13 protein-coding genes are annotated in these 12,570 nt (G+C 36.4%); 8 read left to right on the top strand and 5 right to left on the bottom strand.

What is annotated here, in order from left to right; all coding sequences use genetic code 11:
* Positions 1–26: 26 nt before the first annotated feature.
* Together HR057_RS10710 and HR057_RS10705 are read left to right on the top strand one after the other, a co-directional pair.
* Entirely contained in the window at positions 27–257 is a 231-nt protein-coding gene (locus HR057_RS10710) for a DUF2249 domain-containing protein (RefSeq protein ID WP_173731433.1), read from the top strand.
* An 82-nt stretch (positions 258–339) separates the two neighbouring features.
* Positions 340–822: a hypothetical protein gene (locus tag HR057_RS10705; protein ID WP_173731432.1), complete on the top strand. Its 483-nt coding sequence runs from the start codon at positions 340–342 to the stop codon at positions 820–822.
* 48 nt (positions 823–870) lie between these two features.
* Here the strand turns inward: HR057_RS10705 and HR057_RS10700 are convergent, their stop codons facing one another.
* Both HR057_RS10700 and HR057_RS10695 read right to left on the bottom strand, forming a co-directional pair.
* Complete coding sequence (locus tag HR057_RS10700) at positions 871–1,152, bottom strand: hypothetical protein (RefSeq protein ID WP_173731431.1); 282 nt, start codon at positions 1,150–1,152, stop codon at positions 871–873.
* A complete protein-coding gene (locus HR057_RS10695) occupies positions 1,137–1,406 on the bottom strand; it encodes a CGCGG family putative rSAM-modified RiPP protein (RefSeq protein ID WP_196237918.1) in 270 nt (89 codons plus the stop codon). The genes HR057_RS10700 and HR057_RS10695 overlap by 16 nt, the downstream gene beginning before the upstream one ends.
* Before the next feature lie 203 nt (positions 1,407–1,609).
* Between HR057_RS10695 and HR057_RS10690 the strand changes: the two genes are divergently transcribed.
* Genes HR057_RS10690 through narI form a run of 4 tightly spaced genes read left to right on the top strand, consistent with a single transcriptional unit; the run spans position 1,610 to position 8,113 of the window.
* A complete protein-coding gene (locus HR057_RS10690) occupies positions 1,610–5,293 on the top strand; it encodes a nitrate reductase subunit alpha (protein WP_173731430.1) in 3,684 nt (1,227 codons plus the stop codon).
* Positions 5,283–6,833 (top strand): nitrate reductase subunit beta, encoded by a 1,551-nt coding sequence (gene narH / locus HR057_RS10685; protein ID WP_173731429.1) that lies wholly within the window; start codon positions 5,283–5,285, stop codon positions 6,831–6,833. The genes HR057_RS10690 and narH overlap by 11 nt, the downstream gene beginning before the upstream one ends.
* Complete coding sequence (narJ, locus tag HR057_RS10680; protein ID WP_173731428.1) at positions 6,805–7,362, top strand: nitrate reductase molybdenum cofactor assembly chaperone; 558 nt, start codon at positions 6,805–6,807, stop codon at positions 7,360–7,362. The genes narH and narJ overlap by 29 nt, the downstream gene beginning before the upstream one ends.
* Before the next feature lie 31 nt (positions 7,363–7,393).
* Complete coding sequence (gene narI / locus HR057_RS10675) at positions 7,394–8,113, top strand: respiratory nitrate reductase subunit gamma (protein WP_173731427.1); 720 nt, start codon at positions 7,394–7,396, stop codon at positions 8,111–8,113.
* 68 nt (positions 8,114–8,181) lie between these two features.
* Here the strand turns inward: narI and HR057_RS10670 are convergent, their stop codons facing one another.
* From HR057_RS10670 to HR057_RS10660, 3 genes are all read right to left on the bottom strand, one after another.
* On the bottom strand, positions 8,182–8,595 hold the full coding sequence (locus HR057_RS10670; RefSeq protein WP_173731426.1) for a hemerythrin domain-containing protein: 414 nt from the start codon (positions 8,593–8,595) through the stop codon (positions 8,182–8,184).
* Positions 8,596–8,671: 76 nt separating this feature from the next.
* Positions 8,672–9,847 (bottom strand): MFS transporter, encoded by a 1,176-nt coding sequence (locus tag HR057_RS10665; RefSeq protein WP_173731425.1) that lies wholly within the window; start codon positions 9,845–9,847, stop codon positions 8,672–8,674.
* A 191-nt stretch (positions 9,848–10,038) separates the two neighbouring features.
* Entirely contained in the window at positions 10,039–10,539 is a 501-nt protein-coding gene (locus tag HR057_RS10660) for a hypothetical protein (protein WP_173731424.1), read from the bottom strand.
* Positions 10,540–10,822: 283 nt separating this feature from the next.
* On the opposite strand from HR057_RS10660, the gene HR057_RS10655 reads away from it, so the two are divergent.
* The gene (locus HR057_RS10655) at positions 10,823–11,530 is read left to right on the top strand and encodes a response regulator transcription factor (protein WP_173731423.1); all 708 of its coding nucleotides are present in this window, start codon (positions 10,823–10,825) and stop codon (positions 11,528–11,530) included.
* Positions 11,527–12,528 carry a sensor histidine kinase gene (locus HR057_RS10650; RefSeq protein WP_173731422.1) on the top strand — a complete coding sequence of 334 codons (1,002 nt, stop codon included), beginning with the start codon at positions 11,527–11,529 and terminating at the stop codon, positions 12,526–12,528. The genes HR057_RS10655 and HR057_RS10650 overlap by 4 nt, the downstream gene beginning before the upstream one ends.
* The last annotated feature ends 42 nt before the right edge of the window (positions 12,529–12,570 follow it).

The raw sequence follows: 12,570 nt of genomic DNA, 5'->3' as shown, positions 1-12,570 counted from the left end.
GTAAAAAAATTTAGGAGGAATAAAAAATGAGATTTGCAGCAAAAGTACATGCACCGGATTATCCGCCAAGAGAAAAGCATCCAGTCATTTTCAAAACATTTGATAGTTTAAAATCTGGAGAAGTAATGGAATTAACAAATGATCACGATCCTCGTCCATTACAATATCAATTTATGATGGAAAGACCTGAACAATTTACATGGGAATATTTAGAAGAAGGTCCTGAAGTATGGCGCGTTGCGATAGGTAAAAAATAATCTATATAATATTTACTAGAGGCTGACTTTACATAGGTTTTGTCAGCCTCTTATTTACTTCTTTATCTGTTAGGAGGATTTCATGAAAGGTTGGATTATCAGTAATACAGCCTTTATTTTACTAGTAATTATTTGGAGTTTTTGGCATAGGGACTATGTATCACCGATCATTGTCTTTAGTCAAAGTTTCGCAGTTATTGCTGTTGTATTATTTTTAATCAATATCAATATGTACTTTGTCTTTTTAATCATCCGTAAAAGTAAAGTAAAAGAAGTTAAAAAGACGTTGGCTCTTTTTTCAAGAAAAATGATGAAATTTCATGTTGCCATAGCAATCACTGCAACTGCCTTAATTATTGTTCACGCTATTTTAATGATTTCGTTTCACCCAATTGAATTATTCGCTATAAAAAAAGCAAGCGGGCTACTTGCGATGGTCATTTTGGCTGTACATCTTTTTAGCGGTTGGCTGCGAAGAAAAAAAGCATCAGGGTTTCGTAGGCTTTTCCATTTAAGGATGGCGTTTATTTTTTTATTTTTCTTTTTAGTCCATATATTTGTATAAAAAAGGGACGGCTCCATGTTCTATGTTTGAACATGATGGCCGTCCTTTTTAAGGAAAATAAATGGCAAGAGTATTCTCACGATTTTTCAAAGCAAAATAATTTTTAAAAAAGTCATTGGAAACTTCAAATGTTTTGTATAGAGATAAGTCAATGGATGCCTTAACTTTGTTGTTGCTTATAAATTGGATTTCTTTTTCGGTTACGATAATTTTATCAAAATTTAATCCATCTCTTTGGACTAACTCTTCATCTTCATAATAATTAAGGACAACTTGGCGATTTGAATAAGCGCTTAAAGTTTCACGTATCTTTTCTATTTCAGTTTCCATACCCGCAATACATACCCTCCGCAACCACATTGGTCGATAAATTTTGTTTCAATAGTTTTGCCAAATCTCTCTATGAGAAGCGGTGTTAAATATTCATCTGGGTTTCCAAAATTGCTTGCGGTTACTAAGTTAACATAATATCCTGGGGCTGTTTCTTCAACAGCTTTAATCCCATCTACAATAATTAAATTTTTGTCATATTCATATTCATTGTGCTCCAAATCGACTGACCAATCTTGATGTATTACCTTCATCTTTATTTCACCCCTTGTCATTATTCATTTTACATGACCTCTATTGATCAATAAGTGAGTCTCATCACTTCTTTAAGAAAAAATTACGTATAAATTAATTCATTTGGAAACACTATGAGTGATGTCTATATTTTCCATGTATAACAGGATCCTTGGGTTTAAAGTATTCGAACGAGCAATGCCATGTTGAAAGGGGTAAAGTGATGAGCAAAAAAATTCCTCCGTTACTGAAAAAGCTTACCTTTTTCGGGAAAACAACGGATATTACGAGTCATAGTACAATATCACACGCCGACCGCGAGTCGGAAAAATATTATCGAAGACGATGGCAGCATGATAAAGTTGTCAGAACAACTCATGGGGTAAATTGCACAGGGTCATGCAGTTGGAAAGTACATGTAAAAGACGGAATCATTACATGGGAAACACAGCAAACTGATTATCCAACAACAGGACCTAATATGCCGGAGTATGAACCGAGGGGATGTCCGCGTGGAGCATCATTTTCTTGGTACACGTACAGCCCTTTGCGGGTTCGATATCCTTATGTGCGTAGCGCATTGTTAAAAATATGGAAAGAAGCCCTTCATAAGACTGGTGATCCCGTAGAAGCTTGGGAAGTAATTTCCGAAAACCCTGATATCAACAAAGTTTATAAAAAAGCCCGCGGAAAAGGTGGATTTGTTCGAGCTTCTTGGGAAGAAATTAATACAATGATTGCTTCACAATTAATATATACATTAAAAAACTATGGCCCCGATCGGATTTTTGGTTTTTCCCCTATACCGGCCATGTCTATGGTCAGTCATGCCTCTGGTGCACGGTTTTTGAACTTAATTGGAGCGCCACTTTTAAGTTTTTATGATTGGTATGCTGATTTACCAGCCGCTTCTCCACAAATATGGGGAGAACAGACAGATGTTCCAGAGAGTTCTGACTGGTACAATTCCAGTTACATAATTGCTTGGGGTTCGAATATCCCACAAACGAGAACGCCCGATGCCCATTTTTATGCAGAAGCTCGCTACAACGGAACGAAAGTCGTTGCCATCAGTCCAGATTATGCAATTTTTGTAAAATTTGCTGATCAATGGCTCGCAGTAAATCCAGGCACAGATGCAGCACTTGCCATGGCAATGACGCATGTCATTTTAAAGGAGTTTTATGTTGATCAACAGACTCCGTATTTTGAGAATTATGCAAAACGTTTTACCGATTTGCCTTTTTTAGTGAAGCTTAAAAAGCGTGGGGAAAAATTCGTTGCTGACCGATTTTTGAGGGCAAGCGATCTTGGAATGAATCTAAATCACTCTGAATGGAAAACGATCGTTTTTGATAAAAAAACTAATCAATTTGCAGCTCCTAACGGATCGCTTGGACACCGCTGGTCTGAAGATGGCCAATGGAATTTACATATGCGAGATACCGAAAATGGAATCGATGAGATCGATCCAGCTTTAACATTTCTAGGTGATGAAGACCAATCCGTGATCGTTCAGTTTCCTTACTTTAGTCAAGAAGAACGGCAAATCATTGAACGTGGAGTACCTGTGAAAATCGTTGAACAAAATGGTGAAACGATATACGTTACGACAGTCTTTGACTTGCTGTTAGCACAAACTGGCATCAAGCGTAATCGTTTACCTGGTGATTATCCTCAAGATTATGATGATCCAAAACCGTATACGCCGGCTTGGCAAGAAGGAATCACTGGTGTTAACCGTAAGATAGCTGCCCAAATTGCTCGGGAATTTGCACAAAATGCCGTAGACAGCAAAGGGCGTTCGATGATCATTATGGGTTCAGGTATAAATCACTGGTTTCATTCTGATACGATATACCGTTCGATTATTAATCTCGTTTTATTGACAGGTTGCCAAGGAGTAAATGGAGGAGGATGGGCCCATTATGTTGGACAAGAAAAAGTTCGACCGCTTGAAGGTTGGCAAACGATTGCCATGGCGCGTGATTGGGGAGGTCCACCTAGATTACAAAATGGAACCTCGTTTTTCTACTTTGTAACTGAACAATGGCGTTATGATGACCAAAAAACAGAAAGCTTAATTTCACCATTAGTTGATAAACCATCATATAGCCATATGGCTGACTATAACGTAATGGCTGCTCGGCTAGGATGGTTGCCTTCCTATCCACAATTTAATAGAAATTCTTATAAATTGTATGATGAATCGCAGGCAACGAACAATGAAGAAGCCATTCGTTATATAGTTGAACAAATTAAAAATGGAAAAATAAAGTTTTCCATTGAAGAGCCAAGTAACCCCGTTAACTTTCCGAAGACATTGTTTATTTGGAGAGCTAATTTAATCGGTAGTTCAGCAAAAGGCCATGAATATTTTTTACGTTACCTTCTTGGAACCCATTCTTATATCTTTGGAAGTGAAGTAGAGACTAGGCAACTTCAAGAAGTAGATGGGAAAAGCAATGCACCGGAAGGAAAATTAGATTTACTAATAACTTTAGATTTTCGTATGTCCGGCTCAGCATTATATTCTGACATTGTTTTACCTGCTGCTACGTGGTATGAAAAATTCGATGTCAGTTCAACAGATATGCATCCATTCATTCATCCGTTCAATCCAGCAATCGCTCCTCCTTGGGAGAGCAGACCAGATTGGGATATATTTAAAAAATTAGCAAAAACATTCCAAGAGTTGGCAAAAAAACATTTTCCACAACCGGTGAAAGATATTGTAGCAACACCACTTCTTCATGATACACCTGATGAAATAGCGCAGCCGTTTGGTCAAATTCAAGATTGGAAAAAGACAGGAGCAGCCATTATTCCAGGGAAAAATTTTCCTCGTTTACATGTAGTTGAAAGGGATTTAACAAAAGTATACGAGAAATTTATTTCTTTAGGACCAAAAATACGGGAGATGATCGGTGCAAAGGGACTTATTTGGGATGCGAAGGAGGAATTTGATGAATTAAAAGATATTTTAGGCCAGTCACAAAGTAAAGAATATCCTGATTGTCCGAACCTTTCGTTCGACCGTCATGCAGCTGAAGCGATTTTAACATTGTCAAGTACAACGAATGGATCGCTCGCAATGAAAGCTTGGGAAACAATGGAGAAGAAAACAGGCCAGAAGTTAAGAGACTTGGCTGAAGAGCGGGCTGAGGAACATATGTCTTTTGACGAGATTTCAGCGCAGCCCCGCAAAGTTATTTCATCACCAGTATTTAGTGGAACAGAGACCGGCAATCGTCGCTATAGTCCATTTACAACGAATATTGAGCGGCTGATACCATTCCGTACATTAACCGGTAGACAACATTTTTATTTAGATCACGATTTAATGCATGAATTTGGTGAAGAATTTGCAACATTTAAACCGCCGCTTCGAAAAGCTGCATTTTATACAAAAGATGAAAAGCCGGATACAAAAGGGAAAGAAATTGAACTGCGGTATTTAACTCCGCACTTCAAATGGTCTTTTCACAGCACCTACCAAGATAATTTGCACATGCTTACATTATTCAGGGGTGGACCGCATGTCTGGCTGAATATTGAGGATGCGGAATCTGTTGGAATCCGTGATAACGATTGGTTGGAATTATACAACCGTAACGGTGTTGTTGTTGCCCGTGCTGTTGTAACTCACAGAATCCCAAGAGGAATAGCCTTTATGTACCATGTTCAAGATCGTTTGATCAACGTACCTGGAACAACAATCACAAAAGACCGCGGGGGAACGTTCAACAGCCCAACGAGAATTTATGTTAAGCCGACCCAAATGATTGGCGGCTATGCACAATTAAGCTACGGTTTTAATTATTATGGGCCGACGGGTACGCAAAGAGATGAAAAAGTAATGATCCGAAGAATCGAACGGGACGAGGTGGACTGGCTTGAAGATTAAAGCGCAAATTGGAATGGTCATGAATTTAGATAAATGTATTGGCTGTCATACGTGCAGCGTGACATGTAAAAATACTTGGACGAACCGCCAAGGAGCAGAATATATGTGGTGGAACAACGTGGAAACAAAGCCGGGAATAGGCTACCCTAAAGCGTGGGAAAATCAAGACATTCATAAGGGGGGATGGGAGCTAAAAAACGGAAAACTTGAACTAAAAGCAGGGGGCCGTGTCAGCAAATTATTAAATATTTTTTACAATCCACATTTAACAAAACTTGAAGATTATTATGAGCCGTGGACTTACGAATACGAGCATTTAATAAAAGCTCCTGAAAAAAAGCATCAACCGACCGCTCGTCCTAAATCACAAATTACAGGGGAATATATAGATCTTATATGGGGTCCAAACTGGGAAGATGACTTGGCTGGGGTTTATGAAACCGCTAAGCAAGATATGAATATGAATGGAGTCGACCAAGCGATTATTCAAGAGTATGAAAAAACTTTTTTGATGTACTTGCCTCGAATATGCGAACATTGTATGAATCCGTCTTGTTTAGCATCCTGTCCATCTGGGGCTATATATAAAAGAGATGAAGACGGAATCGTTCTTGTTGATCAAGATGCATGCCGAAGCTGGCGTTTTTGTATGTCCGGCTGCCCATATAAAAAAGTTTATTTTAACTGGAAAACGAACAAAGCTGATAAATGTACATTCTGTTTCCCTAGAATTGAAAATGGACAACCAACTGTATGTTCAGAAACTTGTGTCGGGAGGCTCCGATATATAGGCATCGTTCTTTATGATGCGGATGAAGTGGAGCGGGCTGCTTCTGTAAAAGATCCAAAGGATTTATATGAATCACAGCTGAAATTATTCCTTGATCCACATGATCCGGATGTAATAAGCCAAGCGAAAAAAGATGGAATTCCAGAAGATTGGATTGAAGCGGCCCAAGCTTCTCCTGTGTATAAGCTGGCAGTAAAATATAAAGTTGCATTGCCGCTCCATCCGGAATACCGGACATTGCCGATGGTTTGGTATGTGCCGCCGCTTAGTCCGATAACAAATGCATTTGCCGGACAAATCGACAGTTTAAGTCCAGAAGTCATTTTCCCAACGATAAAACAATTTCGAATTCCTATCCAATATTTAGCAAATATGTTGTCTGCAGGGGATACGAAAGTGATTGAAGCTGTGCTTAAAAAACTTGTCGCTATGCGATCGTTTATGAGAGCTTCTAACTTAGGAAAAGATTTTGATTTATCAATTTTGGAAGAATCTGGATTAACAAAAGAAAGCGCGATTGAATTATATGAACTTTCAGCAATTGCTAAATATGATGATCGTTATGTAATTCCGAAATCACATAGAGAAGAAGCTGGCAATATGTATGCCGGACAAGGCTCTTGTGGTTTTGAATTTATGGAAGGATGTAGCGAATGTAGTCTAGGGACGGAAAATTACGACGAACTATATGCGTTCAGTGAAAATTATTGGAGTGATTTAGGTGGAAAAAGAGTGGATGGAAGAATATAAATATACTTTTAAATTATGCTCTCTTCTTTTCCAATACCCTGAACAAAGTTGGATTAGAGATAAAGAAATAGAAGATTCGATTGCTCTTATAAAAAATCAAGAAATTAGATTTTACATTGATAAATTTTGGGATTATGTAAAACAAACGCCTTCTAGAGAGTTGGCTGAAAACTACGTAAAATGGTTTGATTTTAATGATAGAACAACGCTCTATTTAACCTATAAAAAATTTGGTGATAATAGAGAGCGAGGTTTAGCACTTGTTAAATTGAAAATGGAGTTTGCCAAAGCGAATTTTTATATAAAAAATGATGAACTTCCTGATTATTTGCCGTTAATTTTAGAGTTTGCCAGTGAAGCAAGTGATCCGTTTGTTCAAAAAATTTTTTTAATCCATAAAAAAGCTATCGATGACCTTTTATTTGAATTAATGAAGGACCATAATCCATATGGAAATTTATTAAAAGCATGTGAAATTTCGATGGCAGCTTGGTTGCATGGTTTCACACTAAAGGCTAAAAGGGCTTAGACTCCATAATCTTAAAAATGGAGGTTGAAAGATGACTGAATTTGATTATTTTTTATGGGTAATCATTCCTTATGTATCGCTCACAATTTTTGTTGTTGGTCATATTCACAGATATAATAAAGATCAATTCGGCTGGTCTGCAAAATCTAGTGAGTTTCTACAAAAGGATCATCTATTAAAGTGGGGGAGCATATTATTTCATTATGGGGTCATTTTTGTGTTTTTTGGGCATGTTGCCGGAATTCTTATTCCAAAAGGTTTTTATGATGTAATAGGTGTTACAGAAGAGATGTATCATTTTGGTGCAATTTGGTTTGGCGGTTTGGCTGGTATTGCTATGGTTTTAGGAGGTGCATTATTAACGATTCGCCGGGTAAATAGCATTCGATTGAAAAAAACAAGTTCAAGTATTGATCTTGTTGTCTTATTTATATTAGGTGTTGTTACTGTTATTGGTTTTTCGAATACAGTTGGATACACGGCAACAGGTGGTACATTTGATTATCGGGAAACGATTGGCCCGTGGTTTAGAGGAATTCTTACTTTTCGGCCAAAACCGGAACTAATGGTGGCAGCTCCCCTCGGATTTCAGCTACATATATTAGCCGCTTTTGTGCTATTTGCCATTTGGCCTTTTACGAGATTGGTTCATGTTTGGAGTTTACCGCTTGAATATTTAACGAGAAAGTATATTGTTTACCGGAAAATGAATCCAAAAAAAGCAGTGAAATTGGTTGAAAGGAAAAATTAGTGGAAAAAGGTGAATATCATCCTAAAAACCTCTTTAGACCGAGTCTAAAGAGGTTTTTATTTATCCATTTAATGAAACAAACGAGTTTCTTCTTCTTTATTATGGATTTGATTTAGCACTTGCAGCGTTTTAAAACGATCAATCACTTCTTGATTAACGCCTTCTTTATCAATGATCTCTTCAATTTCATTGACAATGGTTCGAAATAGTTGATGATCACGTTTCAACATGATAATGAGCTCTTCAAGTTCAGGATTTTCATCTAGTTTACTTTGATAAAAACCATCTTCTTCAGAATCAGCATGGGCGATTGTCCTAGTTTTCCAATGTTCAATTAAAGAGCGAGCAGCCAAGGTTGCATAATCGAGCTTCCCTTCTAGAAAAACTTGTTCCAATAGTTCTAATAAATCCTTTGCTTCGGATAAAGCACCATTATGGATCGAGCGGTGGGCGGATAATTTATGTAAAGATGGTCCAGACATTTCAATATTCCTCCTGCTGTTTTACGTTAGGCAATACTATTCATTATGGACAGCTTTCCATACTTCTAATCTTTCATTAAATATGTTTTTTTAAAAGATAAAAACAATAAATAATTAAAAACAGAATAAATACAATGGAAGTCAAACGGTACATCATTGCATAACCGGTCATACCTGCAATTGCACCTAATATCATCGCACCAGTTCCAATACCTAAATCAAATGCTGAGAAAAATGTGGCGTTCGCTGCTCCGCGTCTTTCGATTGGTGACCTTTCAATTAGCAAAGCTTGCAAAGCTGGCTGAATAGAACCGAAAGCAATTCCAAAGAAAACTGCAGCAATTGTAAGACCTATTAAGGAAGTTGAATACGAAAGTATTGCTAAACCAACAACGCCAAAAACAGCTCCAGGCACGAGGACCCATGGATGACCTTTAGAATCATAAATTTTACCTGAAATAGGTCTGATAAGGAGTAAAATTAAAGCATTCATTGAGAAAAACCAACCAACATTAGAAATCCCAACTTCTTTGCCAAACAACGTAATAAAGCCTACGACTCCTCCATAAGCAAATGTCATAAAGAATACAAGAAGTGATGGGAGCAAAGCGCTTTTTTCATATAAAAGCGAAGTGAAGTTCTTCGTCCCCTTTTGTTCGGTTGAAATTTTTTTTACATCGATCAGTTGGCTCAAAGCAAGGGCGATAGCAGTACTTATGAAGGAACTAATAAATAACTGATTGTATCCAAAATGATTAATCATCCAAATACCAGTAACTGGAGCAACAGCCATCGCAAGCGTAGTTGACATCCCGTAATAGCCCATCCCCTCACCGCGGCGTGAGGAAGGAATAATATCAGAAATAACAGTTCCGTATGTTGTTGTAGAAACACCCCAGCCAATTCCGTGTAGGATTCTCAATAATAAAACAAATAAAACTGTTGTTACAAATCCGTACATTGCGATTGCAACAATACAAATAATCAATCCAAGGAGCAAAAATAATTTTCTTCCAAAAATATCTACAGCAGCACCAGAAAAAGGGCGGACGAAAAGTGCAGAAATAGTAAAAATACCAATAACTAAACCAACTGCAGAATCGTCTCCACCTAAATCATTGACATATACCGGTAAAGTCGGCAATAACATTTGAAATCCAAAAAATAAAAATAAATTGGAAAAAAACAATAAAATAAAATTTTTTGTCCACAGTTTTTCTTTTTGCTTTTGTTCGTTAAGTGCGGCCTCCATCTGATCCCTCCCTTACGGCAATTATACACTTAAATAGAAGTTGAATGGAACAAGAAAAGTGTTCGTTCTTTTATTAGAATGTATTTACATTCGTTTTGCCTGCTATAAGAATAGGAATTTACTATTTTTTGTTTGTTACAAAATTTTTTTATTAAATTCATTGAATGCTGGTTTGAAAATAAACTATTGTTTCATAATTGTTCTATTAATTTTGTTATTGCTGTTTTTGCCAATTCGGTCTGTTTAAATCCATCGGTTATTTTCTTACTATCCCAGTTTTCGACGCCATCTATTTGCATTTCTAAACCATTGGCATAATTTAGGAGTTCTTTTTCAAAGCTTGCTTTATAGGTCATCATTTTTTCAGTTTGAAAATGAATCGCACTTAATTCCTCAGCAATTTTTTGAGCTTCTTTTCTTGCAGTATCCATCATTTCAATTGCTTCTTGAAATTCGTCTGTTTTCTCGAATTGTTCTATTAACAAATTTAGCTCTTCTATGAGCTGATTTGCTTTTTCGATTTTTTGCAAAAATAATTCGACTAGTGTTTCGTCCTCGTGGGAAAATAATTGATTGTCTTTTAATTTTTGAATTGAAATTATATCATTCATTTCCCCAATAGGAGATCCAGTCAGTTTGCTGCAGCCGATTAAGATACTTGTAATAAAAAATAAAAGGAAAGCTTTCCGCATTTAAATCCCTTCTTCCATAAAAGAAATTACAATGTATTATATGAAACTTGTCCAAGAAAAATACGAGGGCTGTGAAGTTGTGGAGAATTTTTCCAAAGTTAATCAACATTATACGACGAGCATAACCTATTGAAAAAGGGTTCGCCACTTACCCCTAACTTCTCTAAAAAATGATACTGATTATGGACTATTTTTGCATTGTTTTAATTTAGTATGAGCGAAATATTATAATAGAAGAAGATTTGAAATTGTCAACCAGTTTTAAAGGAAGGATTGTAACAGGATGGAATATAAAATAATGCTGATTGAAGATGATGCCTCACTTGCGCAACTACTTAGCTCGCATCTTGATAAATATGGGTATAAACCTTTATTGATAAACGACTTTGAAAATATCTTGAATATATTTATTGAAACGAATCCGCATCTTATCTTAATTGATATTAATTTGCCAAAGTACGATGGGTTTTATTGGTGTCGAAAGATAAGGCAAATATCTACGATTCCTATCATTTTTATATCTGCCCGTGATAGCGAAATGGATCAAGTAATGGGTATAGAAAGTGGTGCAGATGATTATATTACAAAACCTTTTTATTACGATGTAGTTATTGCGAAAATAAAGAGCCAGTTGAGGCGTTGTTATGGTGAATTTGCTCCTGATGTATTAGAGGAAAGAAAAATAGAACTTGAGGGTCTTACCTTATACCCGGAAAGGCCGGAACTACATTTTAGCGGTAATTCAATTGTGCTGACTAAGAAAGAAGCTGTCCTAGCTGAATTATTAATCCGTATGTCTCCAAGGGCTGTTAGCAGAGATATGATATTAGAAAAACTTTGGGATGATCAAGCTTTTATTGATGAAAATACTTTAAATGTGAATGTGGCACGTCTAAGAAAAAAACTTCAACAGATTGGAATTGGTGATGCACTTGAAACGGTTCGAGGATATGGATACAGATTGAATGTTACTTGGAGGAAAAAGGGATGAAATTTTTCTTACATGACCACATGCTATTTGTGATCCTTTATTTTTTCAATATGATCTTTCTATTTATTTTTTATAGAAAGCTAGGAGGATTTGAGACATTAGAAAATGTATACTACTTTATTTTTTTAAGCAGCTTCCTTTTGGGAGTATTTTTGCTATTTCGATATTTTTCTTACAAAAAGTTGTATGATAAATTAAGCAAGTTGCCTTCTAAACTTGAAGATACATTATCATCTGCGGGAACTGCGCCTATTGCAGTAGGTATTAATAAGCTGCTTCAGACACAATATAATCTTTACCAAGAACAAATCCAAAGGTACAAATGTAAACAGGCGGAACATTTGACTTTTATGAATCAATGGGTTCATCAAATGAAAACGCCGATTTCAGTCATTCACTTAATCCTCCAAGAAAACGAAGGCGAGCCATATGTAGAAAATATCAGGCAAGAGATAGAACGAATTAGTAGAGGATTAAATATAGCCATGAATATGGCAAGGCTCGATCGTTTTGAACATGATTTCTCTGTTGAAACTATTTTTTTATATTCGATTGTCACTGAAGCAATAAATGATCAAAAAAGATATTTTATCCGGAAAAGGGTATATCCGGAAGTGAAAATAGATGTAAATATTACAGTTAAATCCGATCGAAAATGGCTCAAGTTTATAGTCCATCAATTGTTGGTAAATGCTATTAAATACACGGTAGGAGAAAACAAAAAGATTACTGTATCAGCTTATATGACCGAAAATGGCAAAGTTTTAGAAGTAAAAGATCAAGGTGTTGGCATTCCTCAAAAAGATATCCGCCGAGTGTTTGACCCTTTTTTTACTGGTGAAAATGGACGAAAGTTTGGTGAATCTACAGGCATGGGGTTATACCTTGTAAATGAAGTTTGCAAAAAGTTGGGTCATAAAATTGAGATAGAATCAAAAGTAGAAGAGGGGACTTCTATTAAAATTATCTTTCATCAATGCATTATTACAAACGTGTAAGATTCATGTAATAATAATCGATAGCAGTCGGTGCATACGTAC

It is taken from the genome of Calidifontibacillus erzurumensis (genome assembly GCF_013303125.1).
Taxonomy (GTDB): Bacteria; Bacillota; Bacilli; order Bacillales; family Bacillaceae_J; genus Calidifontibacillus; species Calidifontibacillus erzurumensis.
The sequence above is the reverse complement of the archived record's forward strand: the minus strand, read 5'-3'. Positions and strand labels throughout refer to the sequence as shown.